General features: G+C 66.1%; 20 protein-coding genes. 13 read left to right on the top strand and 7 right to left on the bottom strand.

Going from position 1 to position 19,607, the window contains the following annotated elements; genetic code table 11:
- Nucleotides 1-90: 90 nt before the first annotated feature.
- The 5 genes from ACFWF1_RS20685 (at nt 91) to ACFWF1_RS20665 (ending at nt 3,485) form a co-directional block, all read left to right on the top strand.
- The gene (locus tag ACFWF1_RS20685; protein ID WP_379280717.1) at nt 91-432 is read left to right on the top strand and encodes an ESX-1 secretion-associated protein; all 342 of its coding nucleotides are present in this window, start codon (nt 91-93) and stop codon (nt 430-432) included.
- Complete coding sequence (locus ACFWF1_RS20680; RefSeq protein ID WP_379280718.1) at nt 429-728, top strand: WXG100 family type VII secretion target; 300 nt, start codon at nt 429-431, stop codon at nt 726-728. Before ACFWF1_RS20685 ends, ACFWF1_RS20680 begins: the two co-directional genes overlap by 4 nt.
- A 234-nt stretch (nt 729-962) precedes the next feature.
- Nucleotides 963-2,135 (top strand): hypothetical protein, encoded by a 1,173-nt coding sequence (locus tag ACFWF1_RS20675; protein WP_379280719.1) that lies wholly within the window; start codon nt 963-965, stop codon nt 2,133-2,135.
- Nucleotides 2,135-2,464 carry a hypothetical protein gene (locus ACFWF1_RS20670; protein ID WP_379280720.1) on the top strand — a complete coding sequence of 110 codons (330 nt, stop codon included), beginning with the start codon at nt 2,135-2,137 and terminating at the stop codon, nt 2,462-2,464. The genes ACFWF1_RS20675 and ACFWF1_RS20670 overlap by 1 nt, the downstream gene beginning before the upstream one ends.
- Before the next feature lie 331 nt (nt 2,465-2,795).
- A complete protein-coding gene (locus tag ACFWF1_RS20665; protein WP_379280721.1) occupies nt 2,796-3,485 on the top strand; it encodes a hypothetical protein in 690 nt (229 codons plus the stop codon).
- A gap of 86 nt (nt 3,486-3,571) precedes the next feature.
- Here the strand turns inward: ACFWF1_RS20665 and ACFWF1_RS20660 are convergent, their stop codons facing one another.
- Nucleotides 3,572-4,198, bottom strand: a complete 627-nt coding sequence (locus ACFWF1_RS20660; RefSeq protein WP_379281198.1) for a TetR/AcrR family transcriptional regulator — start codon at nt 4,196-4,198, stop codon at nt 3,572-3,574.
- 74 nt (nt 4,199-4,272) lie between these two features.
- Here ACFWF1_RS20660 and ACFWF1_RS20655 point away from each other — a divergent pair, with 74 nt between their 5' ends.
- The 6 genes from ACFWF1_RS20655 to ACFWF1_RS20630 all read left to right on the top strand — a co-directional run bounded on the left by ACFWF1_RS20655 (nt 4,273) and on the right by ACFWF1_RS20630 (nt 12,203).
- Nucleotides 4,273-5,799, top strand: a complete 1,527-nt coding sequence (locus ACFWF1_RS20655; RefSeq protein ID WP_379280722.1) for a flavin-containing monooxygenase — start codon at nt 4,273-4,275, stop codon at nt 5,797-5,799.
- Complete coding sequence (locus ACFWF1_RS20650; protein WP_379280723.1) at nt 5,796-6,626, top strand: SDR family NAD(P)-dependent oxidoreductase; 831 nt, start codon at nt 5,796-5,798, stop codon at nt 6,624-6,626. Before ACFWF1_RS20655 ends, ACFWF1_RS20650 begins: the two co-directional genes overlap by 4 nt.
- Before the next feature lie 16 nt (nt 6,627-6,642).
- The gene (locus tag ACFWF1_RS20645) at nt 6,643-7,557 is read left to right on the top strand and encodes an alpha/beta hydrolase (protein ID WP_379280724.1); all 915 of its coding nucleotides are present in this window, start codon (nt 6,643-6,645) and stop codon (nt 7,555-7,557) included.
- Nucleotides 7,558-7,675: 118 nt separating this feature from the next.
- On the top strand, nt 7,676-9,469 hold the full coding sequence (locus ACFWF1_RS20640; RefSeq protein ID WP_379280725.1) for an AMP-dependent synthetase/ligase: 1,794 nt from the start codon (nt 7,676-7,678) through the stop codon (nt 9,467-9,469).
- Nucleotides 9,470-9,662: 193 nt separating this feature from the next.
- Nucleotides 9,663-10,319, top strand: a complete 657-nt coding sequence (locus ACFWF1_RS20635) for a hypothetical protein (RefSeq protein ID WP_379280726.1) — start codon at nt 9,663-9,665, stop codon at nt 10,317-10,319.
- 147 nt (nt 10,320-10,466) lie between these two features.
- Nucleotides 10,467-12,203: a molybdopterin-dependent oxidoreductase gene (locus ACFWF1_RS20630; protein WP_379280727.1), complete on the top strand. Its 1,737-nt coding sequence runs from the start codon at nt 10,467-10,469 to the stop codon at nt 12,201-12,203.
- Between the two features lie 51 nt (nt 12,204-12,254).
- Here the strand turns inward: ACFWF1_RS20630 and ACFWF1_RS20625 are convergent, their stop codons facing one another.
- The 6 genes from ACFWF1_RS20625 to ACFWF1_RS20600 form a co-directional block, all read right to left on the bottom strand.
- Nucleotides 12,255-13,736: a DHA2 family efflux MFS transporter permease subunit gene (locus tag ACFWF1_RS20625; RefSeq protein WP_379280728.1), complete on the bottom strand. Its 1,482-nt coding sequence runs from the start codon at nt 13,734-13,736 to the stop codon at nt 12,255-12,257.
- Entirely contained in the window at nt 13,733-14,494 is a 762-nt protein-coding gene (locus ACFWF1_RS20620; RefSeq protein ID WP_379280729.1) for a PadR family transcriptional regulator, read from the bottom strand. The genes ACFWF1_RS20625 and ACFWF1_RS20620 overlap by 4 nt, the downstream gene beginning before the upstream one ends.
- A gap of 240 nt (nt 14,495-14,734) precedes the next feature.
- The gene (locus ACFWF1_RS20615) at nt 14,735-15,469 is read right to left on the bottom strand and encodes an ABC transporter permease (protein WP_379280730.1); all 735 of its coding nucleotides are present in this window, start codon (nt 15,467-15,469) and stop codon (nt 14,735-14,737) included.
- Nucleotides 15,466-16,134: an ABC transporter permease gene (locus tag ACFWF1_RS20610; protein WP_379280731.1), complete on the bottom strand. Its 669-nt coding sequence runs from the start codon at nt 16,132-16,134 to the stop codon at nt 15,466-15,468. Before ACFWF1_RS20610 ends, ACFWF1_RS20615 begins: the two co-directional genes overlap by 4 nt.
- Entirely contained in the window at nt 16,131-17,294 is a 1,164-nt protein-coding gene (locus tag ACFWF1_RS20605; protein WP_379280732.1) for an ABC transporter ATP-binding protein, read from the bottom strand. Before ACFWF1_RS20605 ends, ACFWF1_RS20610 begins: the two co-directional genes overlap by 4 nt.
- Before the next feature lie 10 nt (nt 17,295-17,304).
- Nucleotides 17,305-18,192: an ABC transporter substrate-binding protein gene (locus ACFWF1_RS20600; protein WP_379281199.1), complete on the bottom strand. Its 888-nt coding sequence runs from the start codon at nt 18,190-18,192 to the stop codon at nt 17,305-17,307.
- Between the two features lie 244 nt (nt 18,193-18,436).
- Here ACFWF1_RS20600 and ACFWF1_RS20595 point away from each other — a divergent pair, with 244 nt between their 5' ends.
- Both ACFWF1_RS20595 and ACFWF1_RS20590 read left to right on the top strand, forming a co-directional pair.
- Nucleotides 18,437-19,336: an ABC transporter substrate-binding protein gene (locus tag ACFWF1_RS20595; RefSeq protein WP_379280733.1), complete on the top strand. Its 900-nt coding sequence runs from the start codon at nt 18,437-18,439 to the stop codon at nt 19,334-19,336.
- Nucleotides 19,337-19,377: 41 nt separating this feature from the next.
- Entirely contained in the window at nt 19,378-19,599 is a 222-nt protein-coding gene (locus tag ACFWF1_RS20590; protein ID WP_379280734.1) for a hypothetical protein, read from the top strand.
- The last annotated feature ends 8 nt before the right edge of the window (nt 19,600-19,607 follow it).

Below are 19,607 nucleotides of genomic sequence, written 5' to 3'. Positions count from 1 at the left end.
CGGGCCGAATCCGCTTTCCAGCGGTTCGGCCCGGCGTTCGGCATTTTCCGGCATCGACACTGGTGAACGGGGTCAGTAGACTTCGCTGGCATGAGCGACGGGGGTACGCCGACAACGCCCGGCCAGCAGATTTCGGTTGTTCCCGAGCAGGTTCGCGACGTCGGCAAATACGTCTATGAGCTGGCCGAGGCGCTGCGTTCGGCGTTGGATTCCGCCGCGAAAGACGTGGACGCGCTGACCAATGGGAGCTGGACCGGCGATTACGCCACGGAATTCGCCAACGGGTGGACCGATGTCCGCGATGGCGGCGTGCAGATCATGTCCGCGTTGACCGGCATGGCGGAGAAACTCGGCATCACCGCCGACACGTATCAAGCCCGTGACTCGAATAATGCCGCCGCGCTGCACACCTCCAGTCTGGACCTGCCGTGAGTTCGGAATTCTCGGTCGACCTCGAACACCTCGACCAGATCGTCTCCCGCCTTTCCGGACTGGCCGGCTTCGTCGCCGACCATCTCGACGAAATCGACGACCGAGTCGCCGCCCTGCACGGCACCGGCTGGGAAAGCGTTGCCGCCCAGGCTTATGCCGACGCTCATCGCCAATGGGCCACTGGTGCACGCGAATTCGTCGAGGGTGTGCGCGAGATGAGCGACGCGGCGAAACAAGCGCACGGGCGCTATACCCGGGCGATCGAACTCAACAGCAAGATGCTGCAAGGGGGTTGAGCGGTGCGCATCGACTGGCAGACCTACTACGACGCCGCCAAGAAATGCCACGACCTCGCCACCGATCTCCGCCGCGCCGACAAACCGGTGCACGACGCCGTCAAAGGCGAGTGCGCGGGCATGGCCGGTGACGCCCCCGGCTGCAAAGAATGGGGCGAGAAATACGACACCGCCGCGCGAGACACCATGCAGTCCTGCACAGACCTGGCGGATGCCCTCACCAACTTCGGTTATGTGCTGTACGCGACCGGATACAACTACGGCATCAACAACAAGAGCAATCCACCGCCCGATCTGCCGGTCGTTCACCAAGTATCGAAGTATCAGGTCACGATCCCGACCTCGGTGCGCGACAACGGCATCGGCATCGAACACCACGGCGGCGTTCAGGAACTCTTCGACGCCCTGATCGCCCAAATCCTGAAACAGTTCGGCAAGCTACCCAATGGTGATGTCGCGAAGCTCGCGAAAGCATCGTCCACCTGGACAACCTTCGCCAACCATCAGACCGTCACCGGCGCGGCAACCCAAATCACCACCATCATCGGCTTATTCGACAACATCGATGACAAAACGAATCTGCCACCGCTCCTCGGCCACCTCGAAACCCTGCGCAACGGTGCGACCCAGGTCGCTGCCGCATCCCAAAACCTGGCCGGCCCGGTCGCGGATTACCACACAGGCACCGTAGCTGTGCGGGGCAACATCGAATCCTCGATCACCCAGGCCGAATGGGCAATCGGCCTCACCGTGGTCGCCGCAGCAGCCGCCGCCTTCTTCACCTTCGGCAGCAGCGCCGCCGCCGGAGCAGGCGGCGTCGGCGTCATAGTCACCAACACCATCAACACCATCCGCACCGTCTACCAGGGCAGCAAACTCCTCCAGGTAGTCGGCCTAGCCACCGCCGCCGCCGGAGCCGTCGGCCTCATCAAATCCTTCGACAAAGTCCCCGACCTCGGCACCACCCTCACTGGTCTCGCCAGCATCATCGCCATGCGGGTGCTGATCGACAACGGCGGCAATAATCCCCATCCCGGTGCCAACAACCCTGCGGAAGACCCCAATGTCGGCAGGCTGAGCGACGCTGAGCGGGCAACTCTCGAACGGGCTCAACAGGCACACCCCGAGCTCGGACTGCGAGCCACAGCTGAGGAAAGAGACGGCGAATACGTCGACAAGGATGGAAAGATCTACGATCAGATGGGTAACCCGAAAGCGTCGGATCACTGGAGTGCAGAGGCTGCGGAGAAGTTCAATCGATCGATCGACCACCATCTGACGAAGTCGACCGACGCCACCCTTATCGACCTGACCGGTTTCAGCGATGAGGCAATCGCAGACATCAAGCGCTACGTTGATTCCCTCCCGGCCGACAAACAGGCGAAGATATTCAGGATTGGATTCTGATGACAACGATCAGCTTTTCGCCCGCCGCCGAAGATATCTTCAGTGTTCGCAAAGCGGTCTATAGGATGATTATCATACGCGCGACGAAAGAACTGGATTACCCAGAAGACATCAAAGAGCTCGAGATGAGTGAACTCTTTGATGACATGTCGCTATATTCCCTGCCACAAGATCAGCGAGCGCGACTCCAAGCAGCATTACTGGCGGGCACGTCAACCCTCCGGGCGGACATAATCACCGGTCGCCCAACCGAAGAGCCCACCCTACCTGGGATCAATGAAAAGCTCAGCGAACTAATCGAGTTCATAAGAACGCACATTGCGGCGTAAGCGAAAAGTACAATTACCGAATGGGCACAACAGGCGCTGAACAGACCTGCTTGGCTCGATATGAAACCCTCGCTTCGGCAGTCTGCGCGGCGGTACCACCATATGGAAGAGATCATTTCGCGCCACCGTTTTGCGTTGCTCTCGATTAGCCGATGCAGCGCCTGCCCCTAAAAGTGGGGGCGCTTGTCGTATCCGATGTGGCGATCGTCACATTATTCCGGATTTCGGAGGTTCGTCGGATATGAATATCTCTGTCGATCAATATCAACGCTTCGATTCGTCTGGGGGACAAGGCGTTCCATAGCGATCGGGGGCGGGAGAGAAAGCCTAAATGTTCCATAAGACTGTCATGCGCGCAGGCCGCAACATCCTCACGGTCGTGCTGCCTTTCGCGGTAGTGGCGACCCTCGCCAGCGCGGGGACGTCGTCCGCGACCGAACTGGCGGACCAGCAGGCTCGGTGGGCCGACAGCCTGGTGGCGTCGGGTGCCGAGCAGGGCGTCGAATACAAGACCACCACGTCTCCGGACCTGAAGTCGATCTCCACGGTGCTGAACAGTGGCAAGTTCACCCTGAACGCGGATTCGTCGGCGGTGAAGGTGGAATCGGCCTCCGGTGCGAAGGTCACCGAGTTCCCGATGTCGATGAAGACGGTGGCGGGCAACACGATCGCGCTGGCTCCGCAGATTTCCCAGGACGGGAAGACCCTGGTCGTCACCCCGCAGGTGACCCCCGAGGTTGCTGCTGAGCTGAACAAGGCCACCGCCACCGGTGACCTGAAGCCCATCGCGACCAACCCGGACGCGCAGAACCACGACCCGGTCGCCAACGGTCTCGCGGCCGGTGCCCTGGTCGGCCTCGGCATCGCCGCGGTCCTGTGCATCCCGGCACTGATCGTGTTCATCGTCGGCTACTTCGCCTGCATCATCGCGAGCGGCATCAGCTACGTCGTGTTCGCCGCGGTGATCGGTGCGATCCTCGGCGCGACGGCCCCGCAGGTGATCCCGCAGGTCCTGCAGTAATGCTCAACTGACCGGGCGAGACCCCGGTCGACAAGAAGCCCGCCCCCACCGAAACCGGTGGGGGCGGGCTTTTTTCGTCGAACCGGTCAGCCGCGCAGAGCTGCGGCCAGCGCCGGACTCAGCGCCAGCGCCGGTAGCGATTCCACCAGCAAGTCGATGAGTTGCACGCGAGGAATGGGCTTTTCGCTCATCCAGGTGAGAATCGTTTCCTCTACGAAGGCAATCCACCCGCGCAGGGCGAGGGTGAGCCGGGGCAGGTCGGGGTCGTCGGGCGGGATCGGCAGCTCGGTGAGCACGAGTTCGGCTATCGCACTGCGGGATTCGTTGACGTAGGTGACCATGCCGGGGTTGTAGCTCGACGGTCCGCGCAGGATCGCGTGATAGGCCGCGCGGTTGTCCTCGACGTAGTCGACGTAGCGCTCCACCGAGTCGCGCAGCATGTCGAACAGCCCGAGGCTGCGATTCGGCGCGGTGGCGGTCAGGAATTCGGCGCTGACGTGCCGCGCGATGGCCTCGTGGAACTCGTTGACCGAGGCGAAGTAGTGGAACAGCAGGCCGCGCGAGATGCCTGCTTCTTTGGCGATGTCGTCGACGGAGATGTCCTGGAGCGCGCGCTCGGCGAGCATCTCGGCACCGAGGGTGATCAGTTGCAGGCGGCGTTCGTCCGGGCTGAGCCGGACACGCTTGGTCTCTCCCGAACCGGAACGACTGATACTCACACCGACATCCTACTGAACGTGATTCAATACTGTTGACTGATGCTCAATAAGCCTCTACGCTCGGATACATGAGTCGCAAGGTTACAGACAAAGCTGTCGGCGACCGGCCCGTCCGCCGTGTCACAACGATCATCATCGGCGGCGGGTTCTCCGGACTCGGCCTGGCCATCCGGCTCAGCCAGCAGGGGCGCAACGATTTCCTCGTACTGGAGCGCGGCAGCGACGTCGGCGGCACCTGGCGCGACAACACCTACCCCGGCGCGGCCTGCGACGTCCCCTCGCACCTGTACTCCTACTCCTTCGCGCTCAACCCGGACTGGTCCCGCTCGTTCTCCCGCCAGGGCGAGATCCAGCAGTACATCCAGGGCGTGGCGAAGAAATACAACGTGCGCGACAAGCACGTCTTCGACTGCGACGTGACCAGCGCACGCTGGAACGACGAGACCGCCACCTGGGAGATCGAGTCGTCCAAGGGCAGCTTCGTCGCCGACACGCTGGTCTCCGCGGTCGGCGCGCTGTGCGAGCCCGCGCTGCCGGATATCAAGGGCATCAACGACTTCCAGGGCGAGCTGTTCCACTCGGCCCGCTGGAACCACGACACCGACCTGACCGGCAAGCGGGTCGCGATCATCGGCACCGGCGCCTCGTCCATCCAGATCGTGCCCGCCATCGCGGACAAGGTCGCCCACCTCGACGTCTACCAGCGCACCGCACCGTGGCTGCTGCCCCGGCTGGACCGCCCGTACACCAAGGTCGAGCGGCTCGCCTTCAAGCACGTGCCCGGCTTCCAGCGGCTGTCCCGCGCGGCCATCTACGCGGCGCGCGAGACCCAGGTCGTCGGCCTCGCCAAGTTCCCCCCGCTGATGCAGGCGTTCGAGCTGATCGCCAAGGCCAAGCTACTGGCCGAGGTCCGCGATCCCGAGCTGCGCGCCAAGGTGACGCCGAACTTCCGGATCGGCTGCAAGCGCATGCTGATCTCGAACAACTACTACCCGGCGCTCAGCCGCGACAACGTGGACGTGGTCACCGACGGCATTGCCGAGGTGCGCGCGAACTCGATCGTCACCCAGGACGGCACCGAGCGCGAGATCGACGCGCTCATCGTGGCGACCGGCTTCCACGTGACCGACTCGCCGACCTACGACACCATCGCAGGCCGCGACGGACGCACGCTGAGCGAGGTCTTCGACGAGATCGGCCAGCAGGCCTACAAGGGCGCGACCATCGCCAACTTCCCCAATATGTTCTTCCTGCTCGGACCGAACGTGGGCCTCGGCCACACGTCGATGGTGTACATGATCGAATCGCAGCTCAACTACGTCGCGGACGCGCTCGCCACCGTCGACAAGCTCGGCCTGCAGACGGTCGAGGTGCGCCGGGACGTACAGGACGAGTTCAACGTGGACCTGCAGCGCAAACTGAGCAAGAGCGTCTGGCTCAACGGCGGCTGCGCCAGCTGGTACCTGGACAAGCACGGCAACAACACCACGCTGTGGCCCGACTTCACCTTCGAATTCCGTAGGCTCACCAAGTCATTCGACGTGGACGCGTACGAGACCACCCGATCCGATCTGAAAGTAGGGGCTGTCCAGTGAGCAATGATGCTTACTTCCAGAACAAAATCTGTGTGATCACCGGAGCGGGCTCCGGTATCGGTCGCGCACTGGCCGAGAACCTGGCCAAGCGGGGCGCGAAGCTGGCGCTGTCCGATATCGACACCGAGGGCCTGGCCGAGACCGTGCGACGCTGCGAAGCTCTCGGCGCGGAGGTCAAGTCCGATCGGATCAACGTGGCCGAGCGCGAGGCCGTGCTGCTCTACGCCGATGCGGTCAAGGCCCACTTCGGCAAGGTGCACCAGATCTACAACAACGCCGGTATCGCCTACCACGGTGACGTGATCAAGTCCGAGTTCAAGGACATCGAGCGCATCATGGACGTCGACTTCTGGGGCGTCGTCAACGGCACCAAGGCATTCCTGCCGTACCTCATCGAGTCCGGCGACGGACACGTCGTCAACGTGTCCAGCCTGTTCGGCCTGATCGCGGTGCCCGGCCAAAGTGCCTACAACGCAGCTAAATTCGCGGTGCGCGGGTTCACCGAGTCGCTGCGCCAGGAGATGCTGGTCGGCAAGCACAAGGTCAAGGTCACCTGCGTGCACCCCGGCGGCATCAAGACCGCCGTCGCGCGCAACGCCACCTGGGCCGAGGGCATCGACGGCAAGAAGGCCGCCTCGATGTTCGACGCGAAGCTGGCCATGCACACCCCGGAGATGGCCGCGCAGACCATCACCGAGGGCGTGCGCAAGGGCCACGGACGCGTGCTGATCGGCTGGGAGGCCAAGCTGCTCGACGTGTTCGTCCGCGTCACCGCCTCCGGCTACCAGCGCATCGCCGCCGTCGTGAACCGTCCGTTCCTACCCTGATTCGAGACCGAAAACCATGCGGGACATCAATCTTCCGCTGCCCGTCGCACGAGCGGTGCTGCGTCCGATCTTCCGCGTCACGCTGAACAAGCGGGCGCCGTGGCGGATGCAGCGCCTACTGCTCGAGGTCGGCTCGGCCGCGCAACTGGTGCCCGCGGGCACCACCATCGATCGGATTCGGCTGGGCGGCAGGCCCGCCGAGCGGATCACCGCCACCGCCACCCCGAACGGTGCGGTGCTCTATCTGCACGGCGGCGGGTACGCGGTCGGTTCGCCGGCCACGCACCGGTCCCTCGCGGCTCGGCTGGCCCACGAAACCGGTGCCACCGTCTACGTTCTCGACTATCGACTGGCCCCGGAGCACCCGTTCCCCGCCGCGCTCGACGACGCCGAGGCCGCGTTCCTGGAACTGGTGGAAAGCGCGGGCTACCGGCCCGACCAGATCGCCCTCTCCGGCGATTCGGCGGGCGGCGGTCTGTCGCTGGCCACCGCGCAGCGGCTGATCGCGCGGCACGGGCACACCCCGGCCGCGCTCGGCCTGATCGCGCCCTGGACCGATCCGAACCAGATCCCGGAACGCGCCGGCGACCTGGTGATCAACCGGCTGTGGTCGCGCGCCTGCGCCGCGGCCTACCTCGGCGGCGGGGATTCCAGTGATCCTGGTTACGCGCCACTCACCGGCGAATTGGTCGGGCTGCCACCGACCTATGTCCAGGTCGATGTCGACGAGCTGCTGCACGGGCAATGCGGCGATCTGGTGACCGCGCTGCGTACGGCGGGCGTGCACGTCCGATTCACCGAGACCAAGGGTTTGTGGCACGTCGCGCAACTGCAAGCCGCGCTGGTCGCCCCGGCCGCCGCGGCGCTCAGCGAACTGGCCGCGTTCCTGCGGGAAGCGATTCAGCCGGTCGATATCCGGGACTTAGGATAGTTGGGAAGCGGGTCCGTACTCGGGTGTTACGCACGGATCCGTTTCTGGTGGTCGACCTCACGGCCCTGATCCAGGTGTCGTAGATTACTGGCGAGTAAACCCACGTGGAAGGGCACTGATGCGAGAGTTCGAAGTCCCGGCTTCCTACACCATTCCGGAAGACGCGAACAATTCCGACAACGTCTTCCGGCACGCCGAGCAGTCGCCCGAAGCGGTGCTGTTCAACGTGCCGAACGGCAGTGGTGGCTGGCGGGACGTGACGGCCGCGGAATTCGCGAAGACCGTCACCGGCGTCGCCAAGGGACTGATCGCCTCGGGCATCGAACTCGGCGACCGCGTCGCCATCATGGCCCCCACCCGCTACGAGTGGGCCGTACTCGACTTCGCCATCTGGGCCGTCGGCGGCTGCACCGTCGCCATCTACGACAGCTCGGCCGCCGAGCAGGCCAAGTGGATCCTGCAGGACTCCGCCACCAAGCTGCTGTTCGTGGACAGCGACAAGCACCGCGCGATCATCGATGAGATCGACGCGACCGCGCTGACGGACCTGAAGGAGACCCTGCAGATCGACAAGGGTGTCGTCGACGAGCTGATCAGCCGCGGCGCCGACCTGGACGACCAGGCCGTGCACGACCGGCGCAAGCAGGTCAACGCGGACTCGCCCGCCACCCTGATCTACACCTCCGGCACCACCGGGCGGCCCAAGGGCGTCATGCTCTCGCACGCCAACCTGTACGCCGAGTCCCGGTCGGACCAGATCGCCCTCGGCACGTTCATCCGGCCGGGCAAGCGGACGCTGATGTTCCTGCCGCTGGCGCACGTCTTCGCGCGCGCCGTCGCGCTGGTCGCGTTCGACGCCAAGGTCACCGTCGCGCACACCTCCGACTGGTCCACCCTGGTCGACCAGTTCGGCAGCTACAAGCCGCACTTCATCCTCTCGGTGCCGCGTGTGTTCGAGAAGGTGTTCAACAGCGCGAAGCAGAAGGCGCACGACGGCGGCAAGGGCAAGATCTTCGACGCCGCCGCGGAAACCGCCATCGCGTGGAGCGAGTCGCTCGACAACGGCGGGCCCGGGCTGGTGCTCAAGCTCAAGCACGCGCTGTTCGACAAGCTGGTCTACAGCAAGCTGCGCACCGCGCTCGGCGGCCAGTGCGACGCCGCGGTCTCCGGCGGCGGCCCGCTCGGCGCGCGCCTCGGCCACTTCTTCCGCGGCGTCGGCGTCACCATCTTCGAGGGCTACGGGCTCACCGAGACCACCGCCGCCATCACCGTGAACACGCCGGAGAACATCCGGGTCGGTTCGGTCGGCAAGCCGATCGAGGGGCACGGCGCCAAGATCGCCGAGGACGGCGAGCTGCTGCTGCGCGGGTCCGTGGTGTTCGACGGCTACTGGGGCAACCCGGACGCCACCAAGGAAGCCTTCCAGGACGGCTGGTTCAAGACCGGCGACCTCGGCGCCATCGACGCGGACGGGTTCGTCACCATCACCGGCCGCAAGAAGGAACTCATCGTCACCGCGGGCGGCAAGAACGTGTCCCCCGCGCTGCTCGAGGATTCGCTGCGGGCCAACCCGCTGATCAGCCAGGTGATGGTGGTCGGCGACGGCCAGCCGTTCGTCGCCGCGCTGATCACCCTCGACCCGGAGGCGCTGCCCAGCTGGCAGAAGAACCACAACGTGCCCGAGGACACCCCGATCGAGAAGCTGATCGAGAACCCGGAACTGGTCGCCGAGGTGGAGGCCGCGGTCGCGGAGACCAATAAGAAGGTCTCGCATGCCGAGGGCATCAAGAAGATCCGCATCCTGCCGATCGACTGGACGCAGGAGACGGGCGAGCTCACCCCGAAGTTGTCGCTGAAGCGTGCGGTTGTCATGAAGCAGCATGCGGATGATGTAGCGAAGATCTACAGCTGAATCGCAATCCCGAGCACCGCACGCGAGTTCCCTTCGCCGACAGCAATTTCGACTCGACCAGACGCCTGATTTCGTGAGAACATGGGTAACTCGCCGGGTACCGGCTCACCTGGCCAACTGGTCGACCGCCAGCCGCCAACGCCACTACCGCGGCACATAGTCTGGCCTGAAGACGCGGAGAGGCGGGGGAGCGATGACTGACGGCGCAAGGAAATTGCTCGATGAGATTCAGGCGGAGTTGGCGCCACGGGATGGGGACAATCGGCTTGTTCCGTTGATCGCTTCGGGGAAGGCGGCGCGGGCGGTGTTCGCGGCGATCGCTACCGAGGAGTGGCGGATCACCGGGAGCGACTGGCGGAGCTTTCATGAGATGGCGGCGCGGGCGGCGGACTCGCAGGCTCGTGCGTTCTTCGGCATGCTCGCGCCGGGTGAGCAGCAGGCGCAGGTGATGTTGGAGGCGCTGTTCGCCGTGGCCGGAGCGGATCCGGGGACCGAACTGCCGCGGGCAGGATGTCAGGCGTACCCGGCCTATGTGGCCTGGCTGGCGGTGAATGGCGAATCGGCCTCGGTCGCCGCGGGAATCTACGCAAATTTCGCCGCCTTCGGCGCTTACTGCCGCGACGTCGCCGCCGGTATGCGCGAGCACTACGGCTTCGACGACGCGGCCTGCGCGTTCTTCGACTTCTACGCCACCGACGTGCCCGAGATCGAACAGCAGGCCCTGCGCGCCATCCAGGCCGGGCTCGACTCCGGACGGCTGAAACGCGACGAAGCCCACCTCTACGCCCGCCTCTTCCAAAGCTACGAGCTGATGTTCTGGAACACCCTCGCCGACGAATTCGCTGGATAGCTCCGCTTACAAGATCATGGGGAATTGTGGTAGGCATCGCGCGAGAGGCCAACTACCCCAGTTCCCCATGATCTTGGGCGCGACCAGGCAAGTGACCGTCATGGAATGGTCATATTCCTGCGGCTTTACCGCAGTACGCTCAAATCTATGGCCGAACTGCGACTGCGGGTGGTGGCTGGGATCGTTTCGGCAGGAGTGGCGCTCGGCGTCGCGGAACTGCTCGCGGCGTTCTTCGGCCCCGATAGCGCACCCCTCAACGCCCTCGGCGCGACCGTGGTGGACCATACGCCCGACGGTTTCCGCGAATGGGCGATCACCACGTTCGGCACGAGCGACAAGACCGTACTGTATATCTGCATGGCCGTGGTCGCGGTGGTCGTCGCCGGACTGGCGGGCACGCTCGAACGCACCTCGCGCGCAGCGGGTTCGACGATTCTCGCGATCTTCGGCGTGGTAGCCGCGCTCGTCGCGGTCGGGCGGACCAGCCTGTCCGGTGCGCTGCCGACCATCGTCGGCGTCGCCGTGGGTATTTATGCGTTGCGCGTGCTGACCCGTCGGATCGATGCGGTCGTCGAGGTTTCCGACCAGGCTGTTGCGAAAGCCCGTGCCGAACGCTCGGCATCACCGCCGGAACTCGCCGAGGTGTCGAACGAAACACTCGGCACCGACGCGACGACTGGTCAACCGGCGAGCGAAACCCAGAGCGGCGGAAGCGAATCCGCAGCGACAACCGGCCCCACGATGATATCCGCCCCCGCGGCCTCGACCTCCGGAGTCACCATCGACCCGGCCGGTGCCGGACGGGAAGCGGCGGCATCGGAACGGCGGCAGGTGTTGCAAGGTCTGCTGATAGCGGGCGGTCTGGCCGTTGTCACCGGGGTCGGCGGGCGGCTGCTCGGGACGAGCCGTCGGGATGTGTCGGGCGAGCGGGCGGCGGTGGAGTTGCCGCAGCCGACCGCGCCGGAGGTGCCGATCGCGCCGGGTGCCGACCTGCGGGTGCCGGGGTTGACGCCCTACCTGACATCCAACGAGGACTTCTATCGCATCGACACCGCGCTGATCGTGCCGCAGTTGTCCAAGGACGACTGGTCGCTGCGCATTCACGGCATGGTGGATCGTGAAATCCGGCTCAGCTGGGCGGATTTGGCGAATCGGCCGGTGATGGAGCGGCTGGTGACGCTGGCGTGTGTGTCGAATCCCATCAACGGTGACCTGATCGGCAATGCCCGCTGGCTCGGCTACCGGCTTGATGAACTGCTCGCCGAGGCGGGTCCGCATCCCGACGCGGACATGATGCTCTCGCACAGCACCGACGGCTTCACCGCGGGCACCCCGCTGTCCGTCCTCACCGACGGCCGCGACGCCATGCTCGCCGTCGGCATGAACGGCGAGCCGCTCCCGGTGGTGCACGGCTATCCGGCCCGCCTGGTGATCCCCGGCCTCTACGGTTACGTCTCCGCCACCAAATGGGTGACCGAACTGGAGATCACCCGCTTCGACCGCGCCACCGCCTACTGGACCCGCCGCGGCTGGTCCGCCATGGGCCCGATCAAGACCGGCACCCGCATCGACGTCCCGCGCGCCCGCGGCCGAATCAGACAGGGCCGCAACACCATCGCCGGCGTCGCCTGGGCCCAGCACCGCGGCATCCGCGCCGTCGAGGTCCAGATCGACAACGGCAACTGGCAACCCGCCCGCCTGGCCGACGACCTGTCGCCCGACACCTGGCGCCAATGGACCTACGACTGGGACGCCACCCCCGGCCAGCACACCATCCGCGCCCGCAGCACCGACGGCCCCGGCGATACCCAAACCGCCGACCGCGCCGACGTAGTCCCCGACGGCGCCACCGGCTACCCCTCCGTCACCATCCAGGTCAGCTGAACGCACTGCGCCCCGCAGACAAAGTCCGTGGGGCGCAGTGGTTTTCGTTGATCAGCCGACGAGCGACTCCTCCTTGGCGAGCTTGTCCTTCGGGCCGGCCTCGGCGGATTTGCCGTGGTGGACGAAGAGGGCGGCGGCGAGGACGCCGATCAGCAGGATGCCTGCGGGGAGCAGGGTGGACTGGCTGAGGGCGGTGCTGAAGGCGTCCTTGACGAATTCGGGGATGGGGCCTTGGCCCGCACCACCTTCGGCGACCTTGCCGCCGCCGAGTCCGTTCGCGGACATGCGGGCCGCGATCAGGGCGCTGATCGCCGCGCTGCCGAGGACCGAACCGATCTGCCGGGTGGTGTTGTAGACACCCGCACCCGCGCCTGCCTGCTGGACCGGCAGGTTGTGGGTTGCGGTCGTCGCGAGCGGACCCCAGATGCAGGCGTTCGCGAGGCCGGCCAGCGCCGCCGACACCAGGAACCACCCGATGGACGAATCCGGCGTCATCAGGGCGGAGAACCAGAACACCGACACCGCGAACAGCGCGAAGCCGATGGTCGGCAGGATCCTCGGGTGCAGACGGTGGGAGAACTTCCCGACGAACGGCGCGAAGATCAGGGTGCCGATGGCCATCGGCGCGAACACCAGGGCCGACTTGGTCGGCGACATCTCCCGCACCGCCTGCAGATAGAAGTACGACGGCACCATGAACGCGGTGACCGTGGCTCCCATCGCGGCGATGGCGGTGTTGGACAGGGCGAAGTTGCGGTCCTTGAACAACGTCAGCGGCAGCAACGGCTCGCCGGTGTTGCGCGCCTGGTTCACCGCGAATATCGCGAGCACGAGCACACCGGCGCCGATCACCAGCCAGATCTTCAGTGACCAGTCCTGGGTGTTGCCCTCCTGGATGCCGAAGACCACAAGGAACATGCCGACGCCGCTGAGCAGCACGCCGGGGATGTCGAACTTGTGCTGATTGGTCGGCAGTGCGGGCACCAGCCACACGGCGAGCGCGAAGGCGACGATGCCGATCGGGACGTTGACGAAGAAGATCCACTTCCAGCTGAGGCCGTCGACCAGCACACCACCGAGGATCGGCCCGACCAGCGTGGCGAGCCCCGCTACCGCACCCCACAGGCCCATGGCCGCGCCGCGCTTGTCCGGCGGGAAGGTGCGGGTGATCACCGCCATGGTCTGCGGCGTCATCATCGCGGCGCCGATGCCCTGCGCGGCGCGCGCGGCGATCAGCATGCCGATGGTGCCGGACAGTCCGCACCACAGCGAGGCCGCGGTGAACACGGCCAGGCCGATGAGATAGATGTTCTTGGGGCCGAAGCGATCACCGAGCCTGCCGGTGACCAGCAGCGGCACCGCGTAGGCGAGCAGGTAGGCGCTGGTCACCCAGATCACCTTGGAGATGTCGGCGTGCAGGTCGGTCATGATGGCCGGGTTGGCGACCGCGACGATCGTCATATCCAGCAGGATCATGAAGAAGCCGACGACCAGCGCGGTGAGCGCCAGCCACGGATTGCGTTGAGTGGTCATGGATTCGGTGTTCCTATCTCGGAGGTTCCCGACAGCGGGGGAACAACGACGGGGGTGTGCCTGGCATCGGGATGGCGGTGCTGCGACCGCCTCGCGTGCGGCGTCGGTGGCGGCTCGTCCGGGTTGTCGGCCTGCCACGGGTGGTGATGGTGCTTTGCGGCTCGTGCGCCGGTCTCCGGATCGAAGTCGTCCCATGCCAGGTCGCCGGTCGCCAGTTCGGCGAGAAAGCTGTTCACCCAGGCGATCTCGGCGCCGATCATGGCGTGCAGATACGGGAGCACGATGGTGTAGCGACGGGGCACCTTGCGCTCGCCCGCCCAGTCGATCAGCATCGCGACCTCGGCGAGCTCGGCTTCCAGATGCGCGACCCGCTCCCCCAGCAACGCGATCACATCATCTTTGGGCAGGTTGTGCGACTCGGCCAACGCGACCGGAAACACCGGGTACTCGGGTGCGGGATACCGCAGGATCTCGGTGATCCGGTTGCGCAGCGTGGCGCGACCGGCCTCGGTGATCCGATAGGTGGTGCGCTCGGGCCGGTTTCCCTCTCGGCCGACCCCTTCGGCCCGCACGAACTGCTGCTCGGCCAGCCGCGCCACCGTGTGATACAGCGAACCGGGGCGCACCTTGATCAACGCGTCTTCGCGGCGTGCGATCAGCAATTGATACATCTCGTACGGATGCATGGGCTGCTCCTCGAGCAGCGCGAGCACAGCGATCGCCAGGGGCGTCACCGCCGGACGCGCTTGCTGCGCCATCTTCCGTCACCTCCTGCTGATCGCTCGCGCGGTCGTCGCCCGAGCCGGGAGCGATCGATCCGCGAGGCGAACGTTAGCCCGGGCCTCCGACATGCTCCACACTTAATATTCCACGTGGAATATACGGCCCGGAACAATCCAGCCACAAGACTGGACGCTCGAACAGAATGGTGATTGCGCGCACAAAAAAACCGGCCCCAACATCAGTCGGGGCCGGACTTCGGTGGCTCGAGCGGCAGCTCAGTCCGCGGATCGTCCGCTCAGCCCCGCGGCCACCGGCAGGTCGGCGGCCACCGGCAGGACATCGGCGCGACGCAGCCGCCCCGTGCCGGGAGCGCTCGCCCAGACCGCGAACGCCAGCAGACCGTCGAGCACCATGGCCAGGACGGCGACCAGCAGTGCGCCGACGAGGACTCGGTCGTACCGATAGAGGCTGATGCCGTCGAATATATAGCGACCGAGGCCGCCGAGGTTGACGTACGCCGCGATGGTCGCGGTCGCGATCACCTGCAGGGTGGCGCCGCGCAGCCCGGTGAGCAGGATGGGCAGCGCGTTGGGCACCTCGACGCGGAACAGGATCTGCGTCTCGGTCATGCCCATGGCGCGCGAGGCGTCGACGACATCGGCTGGGACATTGGCGATTCCGGCGTACGCACCGGCCAGCAGCGGCGGAATGCCCACTGTCACCAGGGCGAGCAGCGGCGGGATCAGCCCGAGCCCGAGGCCGAGCACCAGGAAGGTGAGCAGGCCGAGCGTCGGCAGCGCGCGCATGGCGTTGGCGAAACCGACGAGCACGGCGGCACCGCGCTTGGTGTGGCCGATCATCAGACCGAGCGGCAGCGCGACCGCGGCGGAAATGACGATGGTGAGGAAGCTGTACCAAAGATGTTCGGCGATACGATGTTCGATGCCCGCGGGCCCGTTCCAGTTCGCGCCGTCGGTGAGGTAATGCCAGGCGTCGATGAAAAGGTTCATGCGGCACCGCCTTTCGCCTTCGCGGACCTGGCGTCGGCCCGCACCCACGGCGTCGACCAGCGACCGAGTGCGTAGACGAGACGGTCGAAAATCAAAGCGAGCGCGAGGATCACGATGATGCCCGCGACGATCTCATCGGGATAGTCACGCTGATAGCCCTGAGTGAACAGCTTGCCGACCCCACCGACGCCGATCAGCGCGCCGACCGACACCATCGCGATATTGGTCACCACCACCACCCGCAGGCTGGACACGAAAACCGGGATGGCCAGGGGCATGTCGACGGTGAGCGTGCGCCGCAGCGAGCTGAATCCGACCGCGTCGGCGGCGTCGATCACCTCGGCCGACACCGAATCCAGCGCCGCGGGCACCGCGATCACCAGCAACGCGGTCGAATACAGCGTCAGCGCGATGATCACGTTCAACGGATCGATGGTGGAGATCCCGGCCAGCGGCGGGATGATCACGAACAGTGCCAGCGACGGAATGGTGTACGCCAGGCTCGCCGTGGTCACCGTCACCCGGCGCAGCCAGGAGACGCGACGCACCAGCGCGCCCACCGGAATCGCGATGATCAGCCCCAGCGCCAGCGGCACCAGCGCCAGGTACAGATGGGTTTTGGTGAATCCCATGATCTCGGCGAAATTGTCGATCAGGTACCTCACGTCGGTCCCCCGCCGCTCACTTCCTGTTCGAAGAAGTGCCGGTTGCGCTCGGCGTCTTCGACGGCCCGCTGGTCGGCGAGCTGCTGCAGGATCTCGGTGGCCAGCACGCCGCCGCGCACCGCCCCCGAATCATCCACGGCGACACCGACTCCGGACGGCGAGGAGATCGCGGCGTCCAGCGCCTGACGCAGATCGCCGGTCGGCGTGAACAGCGAGCCACCCGCGGCGGTGCTGTCGGCCAGCGAACGCCCGCCGCGCACCGCCTCCACGCCGGTCACGTCGATCCAGCCGTGCGGTTTACCGGCCGAGTCGACGATCAGCACCCAGTCGCCGCGGTCCAACCGCAGCGCCGCTACCGCCTCCGCTGACGCGGTCTGAATCTCATGCAGCGGAACATCTTTCGCGGAGCGGAAAGACAGTCCCCGGTACCCGCGATCGCGCCCCACGAAATCCGCGACGAAATCGGTGGCCGGTTGGGCCAGCACATGATCCGGCGCGTCGTACTGCTGCAGTACCCCGCCGCGTCCGAACACCGCGACCCGATCGCCGAGGGTGATCGCCTCGTCGATGTCGTGCGTGACGAACACGATGGTCTTCTGCAATTCGGCTTGCAGCCTTTGCATCTCGCTCTGCAACTCGGCCCGCACCACCGGATCGACCGCGCTGAACGGCTCGTCCATCAGCAGCACCGGCGGGTCGGCGGCCAGCGCCCTGGCCACCCCGACGCGCTGCTGCTGCCCGCCGGAGAGCTGCGCCGGATACCGGCTCGCCAGCGCCCGGTCCAGCCCCACCCGGTCGAGCACCTCCAGCGCCGCCGCACGGGCGGCCCTGCGCGAATCCCCGCGCAGCACCGGCACGGTCGCCACATTGTCGACGACCGTGCGGTGCGGCAGCAGTCCACCGCTCTGGATCACGTAGCCGATACCGAGCCGCAGCTTTACCGGGTCGACCTTCGAAATGTCCTGTCCGGCAATGGTGATCGAGCCGGAGCTGGGCGTGATCATTCGATTGATCATCCGCATCGAGGTGGTCTTGCCGCAGCCGGACGGGCCGACGAACACGGTGAACGAACCGGATTCGATGCGCAGATCTAGGTCGGTGACGGCGCGGGTGCCGTCCGGGTAGGTCTTACTGATACCGCGGAATTCGATATCGGACAACGGTTTTCCCCTAGCCGGTCGGCGTGTTCAGTCCCTGCGCGGCCACCCAGGCCGCCGCGGCGGCCTTGGGCTCGGTCTTGGCGGCACCGGACACGGCCTCGTTCAGTTTGATCAGCTCCGCGGTGGTCAGCTTGGCCGAGGCGGCGTTCAGCGCGGCCAGCGCCTTGTCCGTCTTCTTGGCGGTATTGAACAGCGGGACCACGTTCTGCGCGGGGAAGTTGTGCTTCGGATCCTCCAGCACGACAAGGTTGTTCTGCGTGATGGCCGGCGAGGTGGTGAAGATATCGGCGGCGGTCACCTGACCTTCGACCAGCGCGCGCACGGTGGCGGGCCCGCCGCCGTCGGCGATCGGCACAAAGTTGTTCGCGGCGATGTCGAGGTTGTAGTTCTTCTTCAGGCCGGGCAGACCGCCCGCGCGCTCCTGGAATTCAGCGGGCGCACCGAATTTCACCTCGGCCGCGTGCGCGGCCAGATCGGCGATGGAGTGCAGGTTCCAGCGCTCGGCGGTGGCCTTGGTGACCACGACCGCGTCGGAATCCTCACCGGGAGCCGGGGTGCCGATGGCGAGATCCGAGCCGAGGGCCTTGGTGAGCGCGGCGTTCACCTCGGCCGCACTGGTCGCGGTCGCGCTCTTGTCCAGGTACTGCAGCAGGTTGCCGTTGTAGTCGGGAATCACCGAGATGGCGCACTGACGCACGGCCGGGACGTACGCTTCGCGGCTGCCGATGTTCAGCTTGGTGTCGACCTTGAATCCGTTGACGCGCAACACCTCCGCGTACACCTCGGCCACCGTCTCGGACTCCGGGAAGTTCGCCGAACCGACGGTGAGCCCGTCGCCGCCGCAGTTGCCCTTGCTGGCCAGTGGGTCGGAGTTGCCGCCACACGCGGACAGGATCATGGCGACGGCCAACGCCGCGGCGGCGACGATGAACCGGGTGGCGCGCAGCGTGAGGCGCAGCGCCGACCGGCCATGCCGCGCCGCATGGGGGGTGATCGAGGTTTTCACTGGAGTCCTTCCGGCCTGACGGGCAGTGCGAGGTCCCGGGGCAACACAGCCACCGGTACATTCTGGGTGTCCATACTGCCCGCTTCAGGGTGTTCGTGTTGGCTCTGTCGGTCTCTCGGAGAGTTGGTGTCGCCGGATGGTGTTGCCCGCGTCGCTGCGGATGCTGGCTCGAGTACTGGTCGTCGCGACCGCCACACTGGCCGTATCCTGCGGTAACAGTGATCAGGGCGCGCAGATCACGGTCGGTGCGGGTGATTCGGTCGAGTCGGCCGTACTCGCCGAAATTTACGCGGGCGCGCTGGCCCGGATCGGCACGCGCACCTCGGTGCAGCCGCATTCCGGCAGTCGCACCGACTATCTCGCGGCGCTGGACGCGGGCCGGATCGACCTGATCGGTGAGCACAACGGCGCGCTGCTCGGCTTCCTCGACACCACCGCCACCGACCGCGCGCCCGACCTCGACAAGGTGCCTACCGCGTTGAGCAAGTCGCTGCCCGAGGGTCTGGTGGTCACCGATGCCGCCGACGGCACCGATATGCGACCGCGGGTGGTGCTCAGTGCCGAGGCCGCGACGCACGACAACGTGCGCACCGTCGGTGATCTCACGCCGCGCTGCGGCACGCTCACGGTCGGCGTCGCGTCGGTGCCGGATCTGATCGCCCTGCCGCCCGCGTCGGAGCAGGTGGCGGACTGTCACTTCGCCGCGACGGTGCCGTTTCCCGACGCCGCCGCATTGCGAAAAGCGCTGCTGGACGGGCAGGTTCACGCCGGGCTGCTGACCGGCCCGCCCGCCCTCGTCCCCGGGGCGACCGACGGCCTGACGATCCTGTCCGACGACAAGTACGCGGTGCGCACCGAGAACGTGGTGCCCCTGTTCCGCAAGGGCACGCTCGACGAACGCCAGATCAAGAAGCTGAATTACGTTGCGGGCGAACTCACCACCGACGATCTCGCCAAGATGATCCGCGATGTCCGCGACGACCACGCGAAGCCCGCCGAGGTGGCGCGCGTATGGCTGGACGACCACTCACTCTGAACATCGCACGCGCGGCACCGGACCTGGCTAACGTCTGACCCGTGAGTATCAGGTTCATCGGCGGTTACGTGGCGCTCGTGGCGATATTGCTGTTCGCCTGGACGACCTACTCGGACAAGAATCCCGTGTTCGCGGCGGCGTTGATTTTCGCGCTGTGCGCGATGATCGCCATGAACATCTGGATCCATCTGTCGCTCCGGCAGCACACCGGAACGCGAAAGGCGCCCCGTCCCGAGCGGGATAAGGCGCCTTCCAGCGACTGAACTGAGTT

Origin of the sequence: Nocardia sp. NPDC060255, from assembly GCF_042727395.1 — a bacterium.
Lineage (GTDB): Bacteria > Actinomycetota > Actinomycetes > Mycobacteriales > Mycobacteriaceae > Nocardia.
Note: the sequence above shows the minus strand (reverse complement) of the source record. Positions and strands in the feature narration are given on the sequence as shown.